The 19935-nt window shown below is 61.9% G+C and carries 20 protein-coding genes and 1 tRNA gene; 11 read left to right on the top strand and 10 right to left on the bottom strand.

The genetic code is table 11. The annotated features are described in order from the left end of the window. Positions 1 to 43 precede the first annotated feature (43 nt). Positions 44 to 1123 (top strand): trifunctional transcriptional activator/DNA repair protein Ada/methylated-DNA--[protein]-cysteine S-methyltransferase, encoded by a 1080-nt coding sequence (locus ASD02_RS02615; protein ID WP_025425740.1) that lies wholly within the window; start codon positions 44 to 46, stop codon positions 1121 to 1123. Beyond that, entirely contained in the window at positions 1120 to 1887 is a 768-nt protein-coding gene (locus tag ASD02_RS02610; RefSeq protein ID WP_025425741.1) for an isocitrate lyase/phosphoenolpyruvate mutase family protein, read from the top strand. The genes ASD02_RS02615 and ASD02_RS02610 overlap by 4 nt, the downstream gene beginning before the upstream one ends. A 77-nt stretch (positions 1888 to 1964) precedes the next feature. On the opposite strand, the gene argB is transcribed toward ASD02_RS02610, so the two are convergent. Beyond that, positions 1965 to 2852, bottom strand: coding sequence for an acetylglutamate kinase (argB, locus tag ASD02_RS02605; RefSeq protein ID WP_025425742.1), 888 nt, complete (start codon positions 2850 to 2852; stop codon positions 1965 to 1967). A 156-nt stretch (positions 2853 to 3008) separates the two neighbouring features. Between argB and ASD02_RS02600 the strand changes: the two genes are divergently transcribed. The 4 genes from ASD02_RS02600 to msrB all read left to right on the top strand — a co-directional run bounded on the left by ASD02_RS02600 (position 3009) and on the right by msrB (position 5752). Next, on the top strand, positions 3009 to 3548 hold the full coding sequence (locus ASD02_RS02600) for a sigma-70 family RNA polymerase sigma factor (protein WP_025425743.1): 540 nt from the start codon (positions 3009 to 3011) through the stop codon (positions 3546 to 3548). Further along, positions 3545 to 4267, top strand: a complete 723-nt coding sequence (locus tag ASD02_RS02595) for an anti-sigma factor (RefSeq protein WP_025425744.1) — start codon at positions 3545 to 3547, stop codon at positions 4265 to 4267. The genes ASD02_RS02600 and ASD02_RS02595 overlap by 4 nt, the downstream gene beginning before the upstream one ends. A 205-nt stretch (positions 4268 to 4472) precedes the next feature. Next, on the top strand, positions 4473 to 5030 hold the full coding sequence (locus ASD02_RS02590; RefSeq protein ID WP_057204278.1) for a fasciclin domain-containing protein: 558 nt from the start codon (positions 4473 to 4475) through the stop codon (positions 5028 to 5030). A gap of 221 nt (positions 5031 to 5251) precedes the next feature. After that, on the top strand, positions 5252 to 5752 hold the full coding sequence (gene msrB, locus ASD02_RS02585) for a peptide-methionine (R)-S-oxide reductase MsrB (protein WP_025425746.1): 501 nt from the start codon (positions 5252 to 5254) through the stop codon (positions 5750 to 5752). 152 nt (positions 5753 to 5904) lie between these two features. Here msrB and ASD02_RS02580 read toward each other — a convergent pair whose 3' ends face one another. From ASD02_RS02580 to rpmH, 5 genes are all read right to left on the bottom strand, one after another. After that, the gene (locus tag ASD02_RS02580) at positions 5905 to 6444 is read right to left on the bottom strand and encodes a DUF1269 domain-containing protein (protein ID WP_025425747.1); all 540 of its coding nucleotides are present in this window, start codon (positions 6442 to 6444) and stop codon (positions 5905 to 5907) included. A 119-nt stretch (positions 6445 to 6563) separates the two neighbouring features. Beyond that, a complete protein-coding gene (yihA, locus tag ASD02_RS02575; RefSeq protein ID WP_025425748.1) occupies positions 6564 to 7217 on the bottom strand; it encodes a ribosome biogenesis GTP-binding protein YihA/YsxC in 654 nt (217 codons plus the stop codon). Between the two features lie 192 nt (positions 7218 to 7409). Further along, positions 7410 to 9206 (bottom strand): membrane protein insertase YidC, encoded by a 1797-nt coding sequence (gene yidC / locus ASD02_RS02570; RefSeq protein WP_025425749.1) that lies wholly within the window; start codon positions 9204 to 9206, stop codon positions 7410 to 7412. Further along, positions 9206 to 9604 (bottom strand): ribonuclease P protein component, encoded by a 399-nt coding sequence (gene rnpA, locus ASD02_RS02565; RefSeq protein ID WP_025425750.1) that lies wholly within the window; start codon positions 9602 to 9604, stop codon positions 9206 to 9208. Before rnpA ends, yidC begins: the two co-directional genes overlap by 1 nt. 20 nt (positions 9605 to 9624) lie before the next feature. Beyond that, positions 9625 to 9759 (bottom strand): 50S ribosomal protein L34, encoded by a 135-nt coding sequence (gene rpmH, locus ASD02_RS36665; RefSeq protein ID WP_081788836.1) that lies wholly within the window; start codon positions 9757 to 9759, stop codon positions 9625 to 9627. Between the two features lie 388 nt (positions 9760 to 10147). Between rpmH and ASD02_RS02560 the strand changes: the two genes are divergently transcribed. From ASD02_RS02560 to ASD02_RS02540, 5 genes are all read left to right on the top strand, one after another. Next, positions 10148 to 12151, top strand: coding sequence for a methyl-accepting chemotaxis protein (locus ASD02_RS02560; RefSeq protein ID WP_025425751.1), 2004 nt, complete (start codon positions 10148 to 10150; stop codon positions 12149 to 12151). A gap of 243 nt (positions 12152 to 12394) precedes the next feature. Then, the gene (locus ASD02_RS02555) at positions 12395 to 13195 is read left to right on the top strand and encodes a TVP38/TMEM64 family protein (RefSeq protein ID WP_025425752.1); all 801 of its coding nucleotides are present in this window, start codon (positions 12395 to 12397) and stop codon (positions 13193 to 13195) included. A 16-nt stretch (positions 13196 to 13211) separates the two neighbouring features. Further along, the gene (locus ASD02_RS02550) at positions 13212 to 14636 is read left to right on the top strand and encodes an FAD-dependent oxidoreductase (RefSeq protein ID WP_025425753.1); all 1425 of its coding nucleotides are present in this window, start codon (positions 13212 to 13214) and stop codon (positions 14634 to 14636) included. Positions 14637 to 14658: 22 nt separating this feature from the next. After that, entirely contained in the window at positions 14659 to 16140 is a 1482-nt protein-coding gene (locus tag ASD02_RS02545; RefSeq protein ID WP_025425754.1) for a HAMP domain-containing sensor histidine kinase, read from the top strand. A 161-nt stretch (positions 16141 to 16301) separates the two neighbouring features. Beyond that, positions 16302 to 16378 (top strand) — tRNA-Arg (locus ASD02_RS02540). Between the two features lie 159 nt (positions 16379 to 16537). On the opposite strand, the gene ASD02_RS02535 is transcribed toward ASD02_RS02540, so the two are convergent. From ASD02_RS02535 to ASD02_RS02520, 4 genes are all read right to left on the bottom strand, one after another. Next, a complete protein-coding gene (locus ASD02_RS02535; RefSeq protein ID WP_025425755.1) occupies positions 16538 to 17008 on the bottom strand; it encodes an aminoacyl-tRNA deacylase in 471 nt (156 codons plus the stop codon). Positions 17009 to 17600: 592 nt separating this feature from the next. After that, complete coding sequence (locus tag ASD02_RS02530) at positions 17601 to 18038, bottom strand: DUF1810 domain-containing protein (protein ID WP_198956827.1); 438 nt, start codon at positions 18036 to 18038, stop codon at positions 17601 to 17603. 204 nt (positions 18039 to 18242) lie between these two features. Beyond that, on the bottom strand, positions 18243 to 19229 hold the full coding sequence (locus tag ASD02_RS02525; protein ID WP_025425758.1) for an aldo/keto reductase: 987 nt from the start codon (positions 19227 to 19229) through the stop codon (positions 18243 to 18245). A 97-nt stretch (positions 19230 to 19326) separates the two neighbouring features. Then, positions 19327 to 19911, bottom strand: coding sequence for a YigZ family protein (locus tag ASD02_RS02520; protein WP_025425759.1), 585 nt, complete (start codon positions 19909 to 19911; stop codon positions 19327 to 19329). Between the last annotated feature and the right edge of the window lie 24 nt (positions 19912 to 19935).

Genomic DNA, 19935 nt, shown 5'->3' with positions numbered 1-19935 from the left:
AAAACCGGCGCCCGTCCCTTCGCACACATGGTAGAAGGGCCGCATGTTGTTCGATCTTCCTTCCGACGAAACGCTTTACGATGCCCTGATTGCGCGCAGCACCGAATACGAGGGCGCTGCCTATGTCTGCGTCAAGACGACGGGCATTTTCTGCCGCCTCTCCTGTCCCGCTCGCAAGCCGAAGCGCGAGAACACCATCTTCGTCGGCTCGATCGGCACCTGCCTCGAAGCCGGCTTTCGCCCGTGCCAGCGCTGCAAGCCGCTTGCAACCGTCGGTGCCAAGGATCCGCTGGTCGATGACCTGCTGCAGGCACTGGAGGCAGCACCCGAACGGCGCTGGACCGAGGACGACCTGGTTCGCCGCGGCCATGATCCGTCGACCGTTCGCCGCGCCTTCAAGCGCAATCTCGGCATCACCTTTCTCGATCTTGCCCGACATCGGCGACTGGGCCTTGCCGCCCGCCAACTCGCCGAGGGCGGCCGGGTCATTGATGCGCAGATCGACGCCGGATACGAATCGCCGAGCGGCTTTCGCGCCGCCTTTGCCAAATTGCTCGGCGAAGCGCCGGCTATGTCGCAGGGCCGTGTGCTGCTGTTTGCCGACCGCATCGACACGCCGCTTGGCCCGATGGTGGCGGTCGCCGACAAGACCCATCTGCACATTCTCGAGTTTCACGATCGCAAGGCGTTGCCGACCGAGCTCGAAAACCTGAAGCGCAAGACCCGCTCGGCGATCGTCCCAGGCCGCACGGCGCCGATCGACCAGATGGAGGCGGAGCTGAAAGCCTATTTCTCGGGCGATATCGCAGAGTTTCGCACGCCCCTGGCGCCTGGCGGCACTGCCTTCGAGCGTGAGGTCTGGGCAAGGCTCGTGAAAATTCCGCTCGGAGAGACACGTTCCTATGGTGACATCGCGCGCGAGGTCGATACGATCCAGGCCGTGCGTGCCGTGGCGAAGGCCAACGGGTCCAACCAGATCGCCATCGTCATTCCCTGCCACCGCTGCATCGGCTCCGATGGTTCGCTGACGGGATATGGCGGCGGGTTGTGGCGCAAGCAATGGCTGCTGCGGCACGAAGGCAAAATGAAACCTGTGGGATTGTTTGCGGAGGAAATGCAATGAACCAGACTGAAAAGGCCACCGAATTCGCCGCTCTGCATCGCAAGGGCGATCCGGTGGTGCTCTACAATATCTGGGATGCGGGCAGCGCCAAGGCCGTGGCCGAGGCTGGAGCCAAGGCGCTTGCGACCGGCAGCTGGTCGATTGCCGCCGCGCATGGGTTTGGCGATGGCGAGAAGGTTCCGCTGGCGCTGCTTACCGATATCGCCCGGCTGATCGTCGCCTCGACCGAACTGCCGGTCACGGTCGATTTCGAGGGCGCCTATTCCGACGACCCGGCAACGGGGGCTGCCAATGTCTCGCGTCTGATCGACGTCGGCGCCATCGGCATCAACTTCGAAGATCAGGTTGTCGGCAAATCCGGCGTGCATGCGGTCGAAAAGCAGGCCGCCCGCATCCGCGCGATCCGCGAAATGGCGGACCGCCGCAGTGTGCCGTTCTTCATCAATGCCCGCACCGACCTGTTCCTGCAGGAAAGCGATGCTGGCCGCCATGCCGGTCTTGTCGATGAGGCGATTGCGCGCGGAAAGGCCTTTGCCGAAGCCGGCGCCAGCGGCTTCTTCGTGCCGTGGCTGGTCGATGCCGCGCTGATTGCCAAGGTCTGCGCCGCTTCGAGCCTGCCGGTCAACGTGATGATGCGGCCGGGTGCGCCGGACCTGCAGACGCTCGCCGGCGCCGGCGTCGCACGTGTCAGTTACGGACCTTTCCCCTACCGGGCGATGATGGAAAAGCTGAAGCAGGAGGCCCAGGCCGTTTATCAGGCCTGATCAATCAGCCCAAAACAAAAGCGGGATGCGGCCTGAAAACCGCATCCCGCTTTTTCGTGTTTTCGGTTTGCTGTCGATCAGGGAACGATCAGCGTGCCGGCACCGCGCTCGGTGAAGATTTCGAGCAGCACGGAATGCGCCGTCTTGCCGTTGAGGATGACGACGCCCTGGACGCCGGCCTTGATCGCATCAATGCAGGTTTCGACCTTCGGGATCATGCCGCCGGAAATCGTGCCGTCGGCGATCAGCGCCCGTGCCTGCGCTACGGACAGTTCCTTGATCAGCTTGCCTTCCTTGTCGAGCACGCCGGGAACGTCGGTGAGGAACAGGAGCCGCGTGGCGTTCAGCGCACCGGCAATTGCACCGGCAAAGGTGTCGGCGTTGATGTTGTAGGTGTGCCCGTCGCGGCCAGGTGCCACCGGCGCGATCACCGGGATCATCTCCGAGCGGGCGAGCAGGTCAATCAGGGTACGGTCGACCTCGACGACCTCACCGACGAAACCGAGATCGAGCACGCGTTCGATGTTGGAATCCGGATCCTTGATGGTCTTGCGTGCCTTTTCGGCAAAGACCATGTTGCCGTCCTTGCCGCAAAGGCCGATCGCCCATTCGCCGGTCTGGTTGATGAGGGCGACGATTTCCTTGTTGATCGAGCCGGCCAGAACCATCTCGACGATCTCGACGGTCTTTTCGTCGGTGACGCGCAGGCCGCCTTCGAACTTCGATTCGATGCCCATCTTCGTCAGCATCGCGCCGATTTGCGGGCCACCGCCGTGCACGACGATCGGGTTGACGCCTGACTGCTTCAACAGAGCGATGTCGCTTGCAAAGGCTCGGCCCAATTCGGCGTTGCCCATGGCGTGGCCGCCATATTTGACGACGATCGTCTTGTTCTCGTAGCGCTGCATGTAGGGCAGGGCCTGGGTGAGCAGGCGTGCCTGGATTTCACTTTCATTAGCGGACATGGCGGACCCTCGAAAAATACCGGCTGCTGTTTAACGCAAGTTTCCCGTCGATGGAATGATCGGCGAGCAACATAAAACAGCAATGACGATGCGCGCTGGCGGATAGCGATTTGTGCTCTATGTCCTATCTCAAGAATGCATCGGGTCGGGTTGGCAATGATCGACGAGGAAATTTCCGGACTGCTCGGCCGTGTTGCGCTCAGGGATCGTGCGGCCTTTGCCGAACTTTACCGGCTGACCAGCCCGAAACTTTTCGCCATTTGCCTGCGTATCCTGAGAGACCGAAGTGAAGCGGAAGAAACGCTCCAGGAAATCTACGTCAGAATCTGGCAGCACGCCGACCGTTTTTCGCCCGGCCAGTCAACGCCGATGTCCTGGTTGGCGGCGATTGCGCGCAACCGTGCCATCGATCTGATCCGGGCGCGAAAACCCGTAGCCAACGCGATTGACGAAGCCTACGATTTGGCTGATCCTGCTGCCGATCCGGAAAAATCGGCAGTGGTCAGAGCAGAGGGCAGGCGGATCGATGCGTGCATGGAGGAGCTCGAAACCGATCGGGCGGACGCCGTGCGGCGTGCCTATGTCGAAGGTCTGAGCTACCAGGAACTGGCTGAAATGTACGCTGTGCCGCTGAACACGATGAGGACTTGGTTGAGGCGCAGCCTGTTGAAGTTGAGAGAGTGCATGGAGCGATGACAGCGTCCACCCCAGACAAAGGAGATTTCCGCCGCGACGAGGTGATCGCCGGGGAATATGTGCTGGGTGTGCTATCCGCCGACGACCGCCGCAAAGTCGAGGCCCGCCTTGCATCCGACCGCAATTTCGCCGCCATGGTGACGCGCTGGCAAAACAATCTCTCCTCCTTCGACGAAGCCTATGATCCCGTCGTGCCGCCGGCGCGGATTTTCGCGGCGATCGAGCGCCGGCTCTTCGAAACGGCCCCGCCTGCCGCGGCCCCGGTGCGGGCAGGCATATGGCAATCGCTTGCGCTCTGGCGTGGTCTCGCACTCGCCTCGCTTGCTGCCGTCGCCGTCATGGGCGCGTCCATGGCAGGGCTGTTTGCACCGCCGTCCGGCGGCCGGCCGCTTGTCGCCGAAATGACCGGCAAGGGCATTTCGGTCGATCTCGTCGCCCGTTTCGATCGCGAGACCGGCCATCTCCGGGTGACGCCGGTTGCCGCACAGCAGGCCGAGCAAAAATCGCTGGAGCTGTGGCTCATCAACGGCGACAACCCGGCCGTTTCCCTCGGCGTGCTGCCCCAGACCGGCGAAGGCGAGATCATCATCGCCCCGGCCATGCGCGGGAAATTCTCGCGCGGTTCGGTTCTGGCCGTCAGTATCGAGCCGCTTGGCGGTTCGCCGACCGGATCGGCCACCGGCCCGATCATCGCGCTCGGCAAGGCCCGCGATCTCTAACTCAGCGCACGCGGGCCTTCCCGGTCCTGCAGCGTCGGTCGCTTCTCACGTCGTTTTTCGCCCAACCGACCGGCAATCCGAAAATTCCTGAAACTCTTTTTCCAAGGCTTCCGTTGCTTGTCATGTTCCCGGGGAGGGAACGGCAATTTCAACGAGGCGGCTGGGTGTCGCCTCCCTGACAGGTTCAACAGGAAGGAAGACCAAGATGTTCACCTATGGAATCCGTTCGTTCGCTGCCATCACCATACTGACCGCAAGTGCGGCAATCGCCCATGCCGAGAACCCGATGGTCGGTGGCGCGGCGATGTATGCGGACAAGAATATCGTCGAAAACGCCGTCAACTCGAAGGATCACACCACGCTGGTGGCGGCGGTCAAGGCGGCCGGGCTGGTCGAGACCCTCCAGGGCAAGGGGCCGTTCACCGTCTTCGCGCCGACGAACGAGGCTTTCGAGGCCTTGCCGACCGGCACGGTCGACACGCTCCTGAAGCCGGAAAACAAGGACAAGCTGACCAAGGTTCTGACCTGCCATGTCGTCTCCGCCGACGCGATGTCCTCGGCGATCGCCAAGATGGTCAAAGGCGATGGTGGCGAACACGACGTCAAGACGGTTGGCGGCTGCGATCTCCAGGCCAAGGATGACGGCGGCAAGATCACACTCACGGACGAGACCGGCGGCACGGCCACGGTCACCATCGCCGACGTCAAGCAGTCAAACGGCGTGATCCACGTTATCGACAAGGTGCTGCTGCCGAAGGGCTGAGCTCTCGCTTCCTCCGGATCGCCGCGGCAGACATTCGCAGGCGATCCGCCGCCGGGGTCTCATCCGTGGCGCGCCGGCGCTTCTGCCACCGATCGCTTGCGATCGGTGGCCTTTCAACCCGGCTTCTTCACGGCGCTTTGATCGGTCTTGTTTTGCCGCGTGACAGGCCGGCCGCTATCTTCGACCTCGGCAGCGTCAAGGGGCATGACAAGGAGGGTTCGATCGTGAACCGGCGGAATTTTCTGATTTTTGGCGGGACACTAAGCGTGATCGCGATCGCGGCGGCAAAGGGGTTTCCGCTGGCGGCGCGCCCAGCCTCGGCCGAAACGTTCGAGGTCACGAAGACCGATGCCGAATGGCGGGCGATCCTGACCGACGAACAGTATCGGATACTGCGCCAGGAGGACACCGAGCGTCCGTTTACCAGCGCGCTCAACAATGAAAAGCGCAAGGGCACGTTTCAATGCGCCGGTTGCGCGCTCCCTGTCTATTCCTCCGAAGCCAAATATGACAGCGGCACCGGTTGGCCGAGTTTCTGGCAGTCCCTGCCGGGCGGCGTGGCAACGCGCGAGGACAACGCACTGTTCATGACGCGAACGGAATGCCACTGCCATCGCTGCGGCGGACATCTCGGCCACGTCTTCGACGATGGCCCGCCGCCAACCGGCAAACGCCATTGCATCAATGGTTTCGCGCTGACATTCGTTGCGGCGAGCGCCTAGGAGCACTTCCAGGAGAAGTGCGAAGCGGTTTTCCGGCAGGAAATGCGCGAAAACAAAAAGATGGTAGTTCTGCGACTCCGTTTAAGCCGAACGCACTAGCGCCCGTTCCTGCGGTCGACGATGCGCCCGCAGGAAGATCGCGCTGATGCGGCTCAGAACGTTCCGGCTTGCGGCGAAGGCGTCTGGGCGTCGGAGAGCGCCGCCTGGAGCTTCTGCTCCTGCTCGGGCGACAGCGATGTTTTCAGCACGCGGCCGCGCAGGCCTGAGAATTCGGCCAGGACCTTTTCCGGCTGCACCTTGCGCACCAGGACGAACAGCGCCGACGAGTTGTTCGGGATGGTGTTGCCGAGCGACTTGATGAATTCGTCGTCGATGCCGTAGTCGGTCAGCGAGCCGGAGAGCGCACCGGCGCCGGCGCCGAGCGCGCCGCCGATGGCAAAGCCAGCGAGTGGATTGAGGAACAGCAACCCGACGAGCCCGCCCCAGATGGAGCCGGACAAGAGACCGGAGGTCGCCCCGATCGCGGTCAGGTTGAGGCTCTGCTTGAGGTGGACCTTGCCTTCTGCGTCGCGCACGACGACGACGGCGTCCTCGAGATCGATCAAATATTCCTTCTTGAGGCCGGCGAGCTTGACGAGAACCTTGTCGGCCTCTTCAGGCGTGTCGAATCCCACAACGATCAAATCGGACATGTGTCTCTCCTATCCTTGACGCTATCGCGCAAGGAAACGCGCGACCGCACGGCAGAGATAGAGCGGTTTGCATGTCAGAGTAGTGACGGAGATCAAAGACTTTCGGGCGATCGTCGCTCTCAGCGCGAAAGCGCAAGCTCGATCGTCGCGCGAAGCTCATCGATGCCCTCTCCCTTTTCCGAGGAGGTGGAGAGGATTTCGGGAAATGCGGCGGGGTGCTTCTTGATCTTCTCGAGCGTCTCGGCGATCAGCCGCGGCACGCCGGCGGCCTTGATCTTGTCCGTCTTGGTCAGGATGATCTGGTAAGAGACGGCCGCCTTGTCGAGCAGCGACAGCACGTCCTCGTCGTTCTTCTTGATGCCGTGGCGGGAGTCGATCAGCACGTAGACGCGCTTCAGCGTCGCGCGGCCGCGCAGATAGTCGAACACCAGTTTGGTCCAGGCATCCACCTGTTCCTTCGGCGCCTGGGCATAGCCGTAGCCGGGCATGTCGACCAGCGCCATCGGCGGCAGATCGCCCGCTTCACCGGAATAGCCGTCGGGCACGAAGTAGTTGAGTTCCTGGGTGCGTCCGGGCGTGTTGGATGTGCGCGCCAAGCCCTTCTGGCCGACCAGCGCATTGATCAGCGACGACTTGCCGACATTCGATCTGCCGGCAAAGGCAATTTCGGTCGGTCCTTCCGGCGGCAGGAACTTCATCGCCGGGACGCCGCGAATGAAAATCCACGGCCGGCCGAACAGCGGCTTGTCGTCTTTTGTCTTTGTGTCGGCCATCGATGTTCATTCCTTCGTCAAGATTGGCTTTGGCTTCACGGTTTTGGCCGGCGATGTCAAGCTTTCGGCTCGGCGCAGCTATCGAACCGGCGGGATTTGCTGGCGCAGCCCCTCGACGGTGAGCTTAGAGCGGCCGAACGAAAAAGCCCCGGACCGAGGTCCGGGGCCTTGTGAAGGCTCTGTCTGCCGGCGTCACTCCGCCGGCTTGGGTTTCTTCGAGAACAGGTTCTTCAGATTGTCGAACAGCTCGATCTTCACGCCCTGGCGCTTCATGATGATCGACTGCTGCAGCACCGAAAGCGTGTTGTTCCAGGCCCAATAGATCACCAGACCGGCCGGGAACGAGGCCAGCATGAAGGTGAAGACAACGGGCATCCAGGTGAACAGCATCGCCTGGGTCGGATCGGGCGGCGTCGGGTTCATGCGCATCTGCACGAACATGGTGATGCCCATGATGATCGGCCAGACGCCGAGGTGCAGGAAGGACGGCGCGTCGAACGGCAAGAGGCCGAAGAGGTTGAAGATCGTCGTCGGATCCGGCGCGGACAGGTCGTGGATCCAGCCGAAGAACGGTGCGTGGCGCATCTCGATGGTGATGTAGATCACCTTGTAGAGCGCGAAGAACACCGGGATCTGGATGAGGATCGGCCAGCAGCCCGCGAGCGGATTGATCTTCTCGTCCTTGTAGAGCTGCATCATTGCCTGCTGCAGGCCCATGCGGTCGTCGCCGAACTTCTTCTTCAGCTCTTCCATCTTCGGCTGAACCTTCTTCATGTTCGCCATCGAAGAGTACTGCTTGTTGGCAAGCGGGAAGAACAGCAGCTTGACGACGATTGTCGTCGTCAGGATGGCGATGCCGAAGTTGCCGAACAGACGGAAGAAGAAATCCATCATTTTGAACATCGGCTTGGTGATGAAGTAGAACCATCCCCAATCGATCAGCTTGTCGAAGTTAGGGATAGAATAGGCGGCCTCATAGTTGTCGACGACGGGCACTTCCTTGGCGCCGGCAAATACGAGGTTCTTGAGTTCCGAGGACTGACCGGCGGCAATGGTGATTGCGTCGCTCTTGTAGTCGCTCTGATAGCGGGCGCGGCCATCTGTGAAGTGCGAGAAGCGGGTCTCGTAAGGCGTCGCCTGCGGCGGAACGATCGTTGCGGCCCAATACTTGTCGGTGATGCCGAGCCAGCCGCCCGTCGCCTTGCCGGGTTCGATCGCCTTGTCGTCCTCGATCTTCGAATAGCCGACTTCCTGCAGGCCATGATCGCCGATGACCCCGATGAAGCCTTCATGCAGAACATAGACGCTCGGTGTCGTCGGCTTGTTGAAGCGCGTCACACGACCGTAGGAGGAGAGCGACACCGGTTCTGCGGCACCGTTCTTGATGCTGTCGACCACCTGGAACATGTAGCGTTCGTCGATCGAGATCGTCCGGTTGAAGGTGATGCCCTTCTCGTTGGTGAAGCTCAGCGTCACCGGCGTTGCGGGCGTCAGCTTGTCGCCGCCCGAAAGCGTCCACACGGTCTGCGGGCCGGGCACGCTGCCGCTTGCCGCATCGCCGACATAACCGATTTCGGTGAAGTAACCGTCGGTGGTCTCAGCCGGGCTGAACAGGGTGATGATCGGGCTCTGCTTGCTGACGGTCTCGTGATAGGCCTTGAGCTTGAGATCGTCGAAGCGCGCGCCGGTCAGGTTGATGGAGCCGGAAACCGCAGGCGTGTCGATGGCAACGCGCGCCGACTTGGCAAGCGCCTTGTCGCGGTTTTCGCCCGTCCCGGGAACTGTGCCGCCAGGCAGGGCCTGACCGGTCGCCGGCTGTTGAGCCGTGGTGCCCGGCTGCGATTGGGTCTGCTGAGCCTGCTGGGCCTGCAGCGCTTCCGCAGCGATGCGTTCCTTTTCCATCTTCGGATTGACGTAAAGGAACTGCCAGGCGACGAGGATCAGCACGGACAGGCCAATCGCCACGAAATAGTTGCGGTTTTTTTCCATCATTGTTTCCTGGAACCGGCCGGCGGCCGCTTCTGTTTCGGCTTGTTTTCGATGCGCTCGCCAAGCCCCCGGGTCAAGGCGTCGAAGGGGGCATTCAGGAGATCGCGTCGGGCGACAATCACATAGTCGTGTCCGGGTTTCATTGCAAACCCGGCGGAAAGCCGCACCGCCTCTTTCAGGCGTCGGCGCATCCGGTTTCGCTCGACGGCATTGCCGTGTTTCTTGGTAACGGTGAAGCCGACGCGGGCCTCTCCCTCCGGATCGTTGCGGTCGAGCACTTCGAGGAGAAACAGCGGGCCTCTACGGCTTTCTCCTGCCCGAACGGCCAAAAACTGCGGACGGCTTTTCAGCCGCCCGACAGTCGTTTTGTCTTTATCTGACGTCATGTGCCCGGACACTGGTTTCGGGCAACTTCGGCTTAAGCCGAAAGACGCTTGCGGCCACGAGCCCGGCGGGCTGCGAGGACCTTCTGGCCACCCGAGGTGGACATGCGTGCACGGAAGCCGTGACGGCGCTTGCGAACAAGCTTGGACGGTTGGTAAGTACGCTTCATTTATTTTAATACCGCGGTGTGCGGCCCTTCTTGGGTTTGCATGTAGCAAGGAGCGTTTACGTTCCGGACATAGCTCCGCCTGTCGGGCAGGCAGGCTTGGCCGGACGTGGGCGGCTTATAAAGGCAAATTTCCCGGAAAGTCAATCACGCGAGGCCTTCGATGGGCAAAAGTGATCGCATCCCGATATCCGGGCGACCTCGATTTCGCAGGCACAAGCCGCGACGCACTATCTCAGACTGGTAAACAGGGAGCTAACCGGCACTCCCCAGAATGCCGGCCGGCCACCGCGATCTTTATTAACCATGAATGTTTTAGCGTGACTGCGGTGCAATGAGGCCGCGACCCTTCCGATAACCGGGCAAGTCTTGCGGTGTCGTGGAGGCAGGGATGAAAATACGTGGTAAGATCAATCTGATCGTCGGGGTAATGAGCCTCCTGGCGATCGCGGTGACCGGCATGTCGCTGCTGGTGGTTTCTCAATACAACAGCCGGTTCCATCAGTACCAGAACGCTTCTGAGCGTGCCTTCAACGGCGAGCATCTCAATCGACTGGTGACCGGCGTCGTCATGGAAGCGCGCGGAATCTACGCAGCGCCCACCATCGAAAAGGCAAAGCCCTTCGCCGAAGGCATTCTGAAGAACCTCGAAAAAATCGATGCGCTGTTTGCCGAGTGGCGACCCCTGGTGCCGGCCGACAAGCTCGGCTCGTTCGATGCGCTGGTCAAGCGCGCTGAGGAGTTCAAGACGTTCCGCGTCGAAACCGCGCGTCTTGGCCAGGAGGTATCGCCGCAGGCGGCCAACGAGCAGGGCAACACCGACGCCAACCGCGCCAACCGCAAGGCCTTCCAGGGCGAGATCGACGCCGTCGTCGAAGCCAACCTGGCAACGCTCGAGACCGTCAAGGCTGACATCGCTTCGTTCGAACGTTCGGTCATCGTCATCATTCTCGGCATCGCCGGGCTCGGGCTCGCCGTCGGTATCGGCACCGCCTTCTATATCGGCACCAATCATCTGAGCCGTCCGATCCTCGATCTCACCGGCAAGATGAAGCTGCTCGCCGGCGGCGATCTTTCCGCCAACGTACCCTTTGCCGACCGCAAGGACGAAATCGGCGAGATGGCTGCGGCCGTGCAGATCTTCAAGCAGAATGGCCTTGCCGTTCGCGATCTCAACGCCCAGGAAGCGGCGCTGCGCGAAAAGAGCGCCGATCTGCAGATGAGCATCGGCGTCGTCGTCTCGGCTGCGGCCGCCGGCGATTTCACCAAGCGCATCGGCAAGGACTACGAGAACGACGATCTCAATCGTTTTGCGTCGAGCGTCAACGAACTCGTCGGCAGCGTCGATGCCGGCATTGCCGAAACGCGCCGCGTCGTCGCCAGCCTTGCCGCCGGCGACCTGACCCAGAGCATGAACGGCCAGTTCCATGGCGCCTTCGCCGAATTGCAGAAGAACGTCAACGAGACGCTGTCGACGCTGCAGAAGACGCTGCGCGAAGTGCGTGTCACCACGGACTCGATCAACGGCAATTCGTCCGAGCTTCGCTCCGCCGCCGACGATCTGTCGAAGCGCACCGAGCAGCAGGCCGCAGCACTCGAAGAGACGTCTGCGGCACTCGACGAGATCACCGTCGCCGTCAGGAGTTCGACCGAGCGGGCGCAGGAAGCGACCGTAATGGTCAACGAAGCCAAGGAAAGCGCTGCCGAATCGGCCGCAGTCGTGCGCAACGCGGTCGAGGCCATGGGCCGGATCGAGCAGGCATCGAGCGAGATCGGCCAGATCACCAATGTCATCGACGAGATCGCCTTCCAGACCAACCTGCTGGCGCTGAATGCCGGCGTCGAGGCTGCCCGTGCTGGTGATGCCGGTAAAGGCTTTGCCGTTGTCGCTCAGGAAGTTCGCGAGCTTGCTCAGCGTGCGGCCAGTGCTGCCAAGGACATCAAGGCCCTGATCTCGAAGTCGGGCTCGGAAGTCGCAACCGGCGTCCGGCTCGTGCAGGAAACCGGCGCGGCGCTTGGCGAGATCGAGGAGCGCGTGCTCAAGATCAACGATCATATCCACTCGATCGCAACGGCCGCACGCGAACAGTCGACCGGCCTCGGCGAAGTCAGCACCGCCGTCAACCAGATGGACCAGGTCACCCAGCAGAACGCCGCCATGGTGGAAGAGGCGAATGCCGCGACCCACAAGCTGTCGGCGGAAGCCAACAACCTTGCGAGCCTGATCGCCTACTTCAAGCTCGACGGCACTTCGGCGGCACGCACGATCGCACCGGCGCGGGAAACCAGCCGTCCGGTGGATTCGCCCGCCCGCCGGATGATGGGCAACGTCGCCCGCGCCTTCAGCGGCGGATCTTCGGCGGCCGTCGCCAGGGACAACTGGGAAGAGTTCTGATCCGACCAGTTTGACGGATCGCACCAATCGACGCCCGCGGACGACTGACGTCTCCGCGGGCGTTTTCCGTGGATAATCTGCAATCATCGCCCCGTCGTTGCCGCCACGCTCTCGTGTAACGGCAACGTGAGTTGTCTTGTCGGCCCGTTCACGCTGTCGTTTTGCAACGCGACCATTCGTTATTGGTCTCCGGTATGGATTGCCGATACTGCAAGGAAAGACTTTTCCAAGAAACGAAATCACATGAACCGAAGCGCCATCAACAGAGCCGGGGATGCCCGTCCAACGCCGTCGGAGGCACCGGACGAGGGCTCGCCCGAAGACCGCGGCAAGGTCGCGTGGCGTCTGGTGCTGTTGGCCCTTCTTGTCGCCGGCGGGTTTGCCTCCTATGCCTTCGGACTTCAGCGTTATCTGTCTCTGAGCGCACTCGTCCATCACCGTGAGGCGTTGCGCCTCTATGTCGAAGCCTATCCGCTTCAGGCCGCCGGTCTGTTTTTCCTGGTCTACGTAGCAGTGGTGGTCTTCTCGATCCCGGCTGCTTCGGTTCTGACGATCTTTGCCGGCTTTCTCTTCGGCTGCGCCGGTGGCGGCCTTCTCGTCGTTGCAGCCGCGACGCTCGGCTCGTGCCTGTTGTTTCTGGCGGCCCGCAGCATGTTCGGCGATCTCCTGCGGCGGCGTGCCGGGCCATTCCTCGCGCGTTTTGCCGATGGTTTCTGCCGCAATGCGTTTCTCTATCTTCTCGTCCTGCGGCTCACGCCGATCTTCCCGTTCTTCGTCGTCAACATCGCGCCCGCCTTCTTCGAGGTGAGATTGAGAACGTTTGCGATGGCAACTCTGATCGGTATCGTTCCCGCCACCTTCGCCTATGCCTGGCTCGGCGGTGGGCTCGACGAGGTGATCGCCAGTTCGGCTGCCGTTGGCCGCGAGCTGTCGGTGTCGGATTTCGCAACGCCGAAATTGACCTTGGCGCTTGTGGTATTAGCGTTGTTTGCGGCATTGCCACTCGCTTTCAAGCGGGTATGGTCGCGCCGCAAGGCTGTTTGACGGGTACGGGGCAGGCGTGGCGAAAGTCATCAATCCGGATATCTGCGTGATCGGTGGCGGTGCCGCCGGGCTTTCCGTGGCGGCGGGTGCCGCCGCCTTCGGTGTTCCCGTGGTCCTGATCGAACGCGGCACCATGGGTGGGGATTGCCTCAACCACGGATGCGTGCCGTCGAAGACGCTGATTGCCGTCGCCAGGCACGCGCAGGCGATCCGTATGGCGGGTCGCTTCGGTCTGGCCGCTGGCCAACCCGTCGTCGACTATCAACGCCTTCATGCCCGCATCCACGAGGTCATTGCCGGTATCGCTCCGCACGATAGCGTCGAGCGCTTTACCGGCCTCGGCGTCGAGGTGCTGCAATCCTCGGCCCGGTTCGTCGATGAAAATACCGTTGCCGCCGGAGACCATCTCGTCCGCGCCCGCCGTTTCGTCGTCGCCACCGGCTCGTCGCCGGCGATCCCTGATATTCCGGGCCTCGACAAAGTGTCGTTCCTGACCAACGAGACGCTGTTCGATCTGACCCGGCTTCCGGCCCATTTGATCATTGTCGGTGCGGGTCCTGTTGGCATCGAGATGGCGCAGGCCTATCGCCGGCTTGGCGCCGGCGTCACCGTCATCGAGAGCCGGCGCGCGCTTTCGGATGCCGATCCCGAGCTTTCATCGATCGCGATTGCCGCACTTCGGCACGGGGGCGTGGTCCTGCACGAGGCAACGACGATCCTTGGCGCCGAGCAGGATGGCGGGCGGGTCGTTCTGCGATGCGAGAATGGAGGCGGCGTTTTCCAGGTCGAAGGCAGCGATCTCCTGATTGCCGCCGGTCGTCGGCCGAACCACGCATCGCTCGGCCTTGCCGCCGCCGGCATCGACCACAATGCGAAAGGCATAGAGGTCGGGCCCAACCTTCGCACCAGCAATCGCCGCGTCTATGCGATCGGCGATGTCGCAGGCGGGCTGCAGTTCACCCATGTGGCGAGCTATCATGCACGGCTGGTGCTGCAGCAGATGCTGTTTCGATTGCCGGCGCGGGAAGATCGGACGATTGTGCCGAAGGTCACCTACTCCGATCCGGAAATCGCCGAGGTTGGATTGAGCGAGACGGAGGCGCGGGAAAAATTCGGCGCCGTCGACGTCATCAGGACCGATCTTGCCGCAGGCGACCGTGCCCGCACGGACGGGGTCGAGGCTGGCGTGATCAAGATCGTCGCCGGCCGCCGCGGACGCATCCTCGGTGTCGGCATTGCCGCCCCAGGTGCAGGGGAGCTGATCAACATGTGGTCGCTTGCGGTCGCCAACGGCATGACGCTGAAACAGGTCCGCGGCTATGTCGCACCCTATCCGACCCTTTCCGAGATTGGAAAACAGGCGGTCATCTCCTATTATGCGCCCTTGGCGAGGAAGGCGGTCGTGCGGTCCGCCATCAGGGCCTTGCGGTATTTCGGCTGACGGACAGGGATTTTTCGGGACGATGAGCGAAGAGGCGCAGCCGACGACGGTGAGTGAAGCGCCGCGAACCGCAGCGGGCTTCCTCCGCGGGCTCTCGGGCAAGCTGCTGTTGCTGACGATCGTTTTCGTCATGCTGGCCGAGGTGCTGATCTTCGTGCCGTCGGTCGCAAACATGCGCATCCGCTGGCTGCAGGATCGGCTGAACACCGTCGCTGCCGCCGCCGTCGTCGTCGACGGCCTGCAGAATGTCGAGCTGCCCCGAAACGTGCAGGACGACACGCTGATGGCAACGGGCACCAAGGCGATCGTCATTCGCCGCAAGGATGCCTCGCGGATGATCGCTGCCGCCGACATGCCATCAGAGATCGACGGCGAATACGACACCGCCAATTTCACCGCCTTGGCGGCGATCCGCGATGCCTTCGATACGCTGCTGTTCGGTGGCAACCGGGTGGTGCGCGTCTACGGGCCGCTCGGTGAAAGCGACGCGGTGATCGAGCTGGTCATGGCTGATGCCAGCCTGCACAAGGCGATGCTCGTCTATTCCCGCAACGTGTTCTTCCTGTCGATCATCATCTCGCTGATTACCGCGACGTTGATCTTCCTTGCGATCAACCGGATGCTGATCGTGCCGATCCGGCGAATGACGGCGAGCATGCAGGAATTCTCCAACGATCCGTCCAATCCGGCGCGCGTGCTCGTTCCGCCGGAGGGGCGCGACGAACTCGCGGTCGCCGGCCAGCATCTGGCGAGCATGCAGCGCGAGCTGCAGAAGACGCTGAAGCAGCAGAAGAGCCTTGCCGAGCTTGGCCTGGCGGTGTCGAAGATCAACCACGACATGCGCAATATCCTGTCGTCGGCGCAGCTGATCTCCGACCGTCTCGCCGATGTCGATGATCCCGTCGTCAAGCGCTTCGCACCGACGCTGCTGCGGGCGATCGACCGGGCCGTCGGCTATACCCGCGAGGTTCTTTCCTATGGCCGTACCACCGAGGCCGAACCGCACCGCCGGTTCGTCGCCCTCAAGCCGCTGGTCTCCGATGTCGCCGAGCTGCTTTCGATCGATCCGCAATCCGGCATCGAATTCCAGATCCAGGTGCAGGACGACCTTGAGGTCGACGCCGACAGCGAGCAACTGTTCCGGGTGGTGCACAATATCTGCCGCAACGCCGTCCAGGCGCTGACGAATCACGAGGCCGAGGACGGGCGGCCACGCGTCGTCAGCGTTTCGGCGATGCGCATGGGCAGTGTCGTCACCATTTCCGTCGACGATACCGGCCCAGGCATGCCGGCAAAGGCCCGCGAAAATCTTTTTGCAGCCTTCCGCGGCTCGGCGCGCTCGGGCGGCACCGGTCTTGGCCTGGCGATTGCACGCGAATTGGTGCTCGCCCATGGGGGAACGATTGCCCTTGTGGAAAAGCCGACGCCCGGAACGCTTTTTCGCATCGAATTACCGGACCGCCCGGTGCCGCTCGATGCATTTCGCTCCAAAGCCCGGCATTGAAGGGGTTCGCGGGTGAGATTGCGCGCTGATTTCGCCGTGAAAATCCACAGCTTGAAACCGCGTCGTCGTAAAAATGAAATTTTTTGCCGAGCGGCGCTTGCAATCCCCGAAAGGACCCTTTAGAGAACCGCTCACGCAAGCGGTTCGACCGCTTCAGGCAAGCACCCGTAGCTCAGCTGGATAGAGCACCAGACTACGAATCTGGGGGTCAGGAGTTCGAATCTCTTCGGGTGCGCCAACAATTTCAAAGCCTTAACTGAAGGCGCTTCTCCAGCATTCCCTACAGCGTCGCGCGTCTTATTGGACGCGCAAAGGACGCTGTAGCACTTTGACTTGCCCCCGCAGGCACCAACTCCACGTCGTCCTCTGCGAGGTGTACGATGCAGGATTGCGGCGTCTACGGCAGGTGGCTGAAGCGGGCGACCTGCGCATCCTTCATCAGGCTGCGAAAGTTAGGTCCGGTGACGTGCACCAGTGTCTTGTGGTCGCCGCCTTCGAAATAGACGTCGCTGGCGTCTTCGAGGCTTTCGTCGAGGATCACCGGTACATCGTAGGCCGATCCGATCGGCGGCACCGCGCCAATGTCGCAATCGGCGAAAAGCGAACAGACCTCCTCCTCCGAGGCGAGGCCAAGGCGTCTGTTCATAACACTCTGCAATGTGGAGAGCTCGATCCGGTGCGTACTCGGAACAACGGCGAGGACGTACCCCATTTCGTGGTGTACGACCACGGACTTGGCCAGTCTGCTGCCCGGAACATGCGCGGCGCGCGCCGACTGGCTGGTCGTTGCCGTACGATGGTGCGCGACGGTGTCGTAGGCGACACCCTCGCCGTCGATATAGTCCTGAAGTTTCCTTGCGATAGTCATCGTTGGGCGCCCCTTGTGTTACGTTGTGACGCATAAGAAGACATTTTCCTCTCATCGCCTGCGAAGTCAACGACGAGCCTATGGTCGCAAGCGTGCGCGCGCTTCGGTTGATTGAGCATCCGGCTACGTTTGCGAGGCGTTTTCGTCGGCGCTTCACTAGCGCCGCGATCAAAAAAAACCGCGCTGGTTCTCCGTTCCATCCGATCGTGATGCGCCTCGGCGGAGCCGTAAGAACAGTTGTAATAAATCTATATATTAGTATAATGTAACTTACAGGCTGCGCGCTTGCGTTGCGCCTGATGGGGGCGGAAGAGAGCGATCCGGAGGCGTCTGCGGCGGCCGGAAAAAGGGGGCATCCTCACGATCTTTTGAAGCCTGCGACTGAAAAATGGCCGGTCCGATTCCCATATAAAAGGGAGCCGTACGGCTGATGGAAGGAGGTGCCCGATGTATCGTTATATGATGAAAGAGCTGCTGGTGATCGTAGCCGGGCTTTCCGTCTGCGCTTTCGTGATCCTGTTCTTCCTCGCGAGCGCCGCGCACGGCGTCTAACGCGATCCGCGGGCTGAATGCCCCTGGCGCTTGTGCGCCGTCATGGCGAAGGCGGGCCGAGCAGGTCGAGCGTTCGTCGATCCTCTTCCCCGGCAAAATAGAAACTGAGGGCCTGCCCGAAGACGCTGCCTGTGTTTGCGGCCTTCGAAAACAGCGTCATCGACGAGCGGAATTTCATGTCATCAGGGCTTGCGAAGATTTCGTGTGCCGAACACCCGATCAGCCCGTTGACGGTCTCGGTGCATTCGACAAGCCTGGGCCCGAGGATTGGATGGGCGAGATAGGCCCTGGCCTCCGCGAGCCCGGAGATGGCGAAGCGCTGGGCCATCGGCGAATGCCCGAGGCCCGCAAGCTGGGGAAAGACGAACCACATCCAGTGGGTCTCTTTGCGGCCACGCCGCAATTCGTCGAGCGCTGCGGCATGGACGCGGCCCTGAGCGTCGACAAAGCGCTGCAGCACGAAAGGGTCTGCCATGATCGCTTCTCCCGCCCTGGCGCGCCTGTGTGCCCGCTACAGCGCCGCGCGTCTTATTAGACGTGCAAAGGTCGCTGTAGCACTTTGAATGGCTGCATGTTTTTATCCTTAAATCGAATAGGACTTAAGGAAACATGCAGTCGGGTGGTGTCCGCTGCCGCCGGTCGCGCCCATTGGCGGCGGCCCCATTGGCAGCTACGATACATCCTACCAGCGATGATGAACATGAACCTTGACCAGCCGCTCGTAAAGCGCGGCGATGGCGGCCTTGGCTTTTTCGTCGATGGCAGGCAGCGCGCTGGCAGCCGCATTGGATTGCGCCTGCGTCTCATTGCGGGCGCCAGGGATGACGACGGACACGGCATCCTGCTCCAGTATCCAGCGCAGGGCGAACTGCGCCATCGGCACGCCTGCGGGCACCAGCGGGCGAAGCTGCTCGACGGCTTCCAGTGCCGTCTCGAAGGGCACGCCTGCAAAAGTCTCGCCGACATCGAAGGCTTCACCGAAGCGGTTGAAGTTGCGATGGTCGTCGGCGGCAAACGCCGTGTCGCGGGTAATCTTGCCCGACAGCAGCCCGGAGGCGAGCGGCACGCGCACGATCACGCCGACATTCTTCTTCCTGGCTTCCGCGAAGAACAGATCCTGCGGCCGCTGGCGGAAGATGTTGTAGATGATCTGGACGGTGGCAACACCCGGATACTCGATCGCCTTCAGAGCTTCCTCGACCTTCTCGACCGAGACGCCGTAATTGCGGATCTTGCCCTTGGTGATGAGCTGGTCGAGCGCACCGAAAAACTCCGGACGGTAATAGACGTCGGTCGGCGGGCAGTGGAGCTGGACGAGATCCAGCGTTTCGATACCGAGATTGCTAAGACTGCGATCGATGAAGGCTTCGATATTGGCGCCGGTGTAGCCTTCGGTGACATGCGGGTTCAGCCTGCGTCCGGCCTTGGTGGCGACGAACGGCTTTTCGCCGCCGCGCTCCTTCAGGACGGCGGCAATGATCTTTTCAGACCGTCCGTCACCATAGACGTCGGCCGTGTCGACGAGGGTGACGCCGCTGTCGAGTGCGGCATTCAACGCGCGCTTGCCGTCCGTTTCGCTGACGTCGCCCCAGGAGCCGCCGATCTGCCAGGCGCCGAAGCCGATCTCCGAAATCGTCGCACCTGTCTTGCCCAGAACTCTCGTTTTCATGCAGATCATCTCCCTGGCGTCGAAATCGTTTTCGGATTGAATATTATTCGGTTTGCGGGTCGCTTTTATGATGGTTCGATCGGCAAGGGGAAGGCGATCAATCGTCGGTCGAAATGACCGCGCGGCCGCGGCTGAGATCGGTGACCATGGCAAGAATGCCGTCTGCTTCGTCCTTGCGCATGTCGACCGTCATTACCGGCCCCTTGTCGGTGAAGGTTTCGCCTGAGATCGTGACGTCACGGGCAAGAAGGCGGGCCTTGATCAGCGCCAGATCGGCAAAGTCGCAGGCGATGGTGGTGCGTATCGTCTCGATCATTTCGATCTTCTCGGCCGCCCGCAGGCAGAGCGCGGCGGTGCCGCCATAGGCGCGGATCAGGCCGCCGCTGCCAAGCAGGATGCCGCCGAACCAGCGGGTGACCACCACGACGACGCGGTCGAGCGACTGGCCATCGATCGCAGCGAGGATCGGCTTGCCCGCGGTCCCGCTCGGCTCGCCGTCGTCGTTGAAGCGATAGGCCTGGCCGATGCGCCACGCCCAGCAATTGTGGTTGGCGGTGGGATCGGAATGCTCAGCAAGGAAAGCCTTTGCCGCCTGCTCGTCGGGCACGGGCGCGCAGATTGCCAGAAACCGGCTCTTCTTGATTTCCTGCGTCGAGGTTTCTGTGTGCTTGAGGGTGAACATCCGCTGCTTCCGTTTGTTCAACGC

This window comes from Ensifer sp. Root1252, assembly GCF_001425885.1.
Lineage (GTDB): Bacteria > Pseudomonadota > Alphaproteobacteria > Rhizobiales > Rhizobiaceae > Ensifer > Ensifer canadensis.
The sequence above is the reverse complement of the archived record's forward strand: the minus strand, read 5'-3'. Positions and strand labels throughout refer to the sequence as shown.

What these genes read in the sequence shown, in the direction of transcription:
- ASD02_RS02615 (WP_025425740.1), top strand. Translation starts at nt 44, where the DNA reads ATGTTGTTCGATCTTCCTTCCGACGAAACGCTTTACGATGCCCTGATT.
- ASD02_RS02610 (WP_025425741.1), top strand. Translation starts at nt 1,120, where the DNA reads ATGAACCAGACTGAAAAGGCCACCGAATTCGCCGCTCTGCATCGCAAG.
- argB (WP_025425742.1), bottom strand. Translation starts at nt 2,852, where the DNA reads ATGTCCGCTAATGAAAGTGAAATCCAGGCACGCCTGCTCACCCAGGCC.
- ASD02_RS02600 (WP_025425743.1), top strand. Translation starts at nt 3,009, where the DNA reads ATGATCGACGAGGAAATTTCCGGACTGCTCGGCCGTGTTGCGCTCAGG.
- ASD02_RS02595 (WP_025425744.1), top strand. Translation starts at nt 3,545, where the DNA reads ATGACAGCGTCCACCCCAGACAAAGGAGATTTCCGCCGCGACGAGGTG.
- ASD02_RS02590 (WP_057204278.1), top strand. Translation starts at nt 4,473, where the DNA reads ATGTTCACCTATGGAATCCGTTCGTTCGCTGCCATCACCATACTGACC.
- ASD02_RS02580 (WP_025425747.1), bottom strand. Translation starts at nt 6,444, where the DNA reads ATGTCCGATTTGATCGTTGTGGGATTCGACACGCCTGAAGAGGCCGAC.
- yihA (WP_025425748.1), bottom strand. Translation starts at nt 7,217, where the DNA reads ATGGCCGACACAAAGACAAAAGACGACAAGCCGCTGTTCGGCCGGCCG.
- yidC (WP_025425749.1), bottom strand. Translation starts at nt 9,206, where the DNA reads ATGGAAAAAAACCGCAACTATTTCGTGGCGATTGGCCTGTCCGTGCTG.
- rpmH (WP_081788836.1), bottom strand. Translation starts at nt 9,759, where the DNA reads ATGAAGCGTACTTACCAACCGTCCAAGCTTGTTCGCAAGCGCCGTCAC.
- ASD02_RS02560 (WP_025425751.1), top strand. Translation starts at nt 10,148, where the DNA reads ATGAAAATACGTGGTAAGATCAATCTGATCGTCGGGGTAATGAGCCTC.
- ASD02_RS02555 (WP_025425752.1), top strand. Translation starts at nt 12,395, where the DNA reads ATGAACCGAAGCGCCATCAACAGAGCCGGGGATGCCCGTCCAACGCCG.
- ASD02_RS02545 (WP_025425754.1), top strand. Translation starts at nt 14,659, where the DNA reads ATGAGCGAAGAGGCGCAGCCGACGACGGTGAGTGAAGCGCCGCGAACC.
- ASD02_RS02535 (WP_025425755.1), bottom strand. Translation starts at nt 17,008, where the DNA reads ATGACTATCGCAAGGAAACTTCAGGACTATATCGACGGCGAGGGTGTC.
- ASD02_RS02525 (WP_025425758.1), bottom strand. Translation starts at nt 19,229, where the DNA reads ATGAAAACGAGAGTTCTGGGCAAGACAGGTGCGACGATTTCGGAGATC.
- ASD02_RS02520 (WP_025425759.1), bottom strand. Translation starts at nt 19,911, where the DNA reads ATGTTCACCCTCAAGCACACAGAAACCTCGACGCAGGAAATCAAGAAG.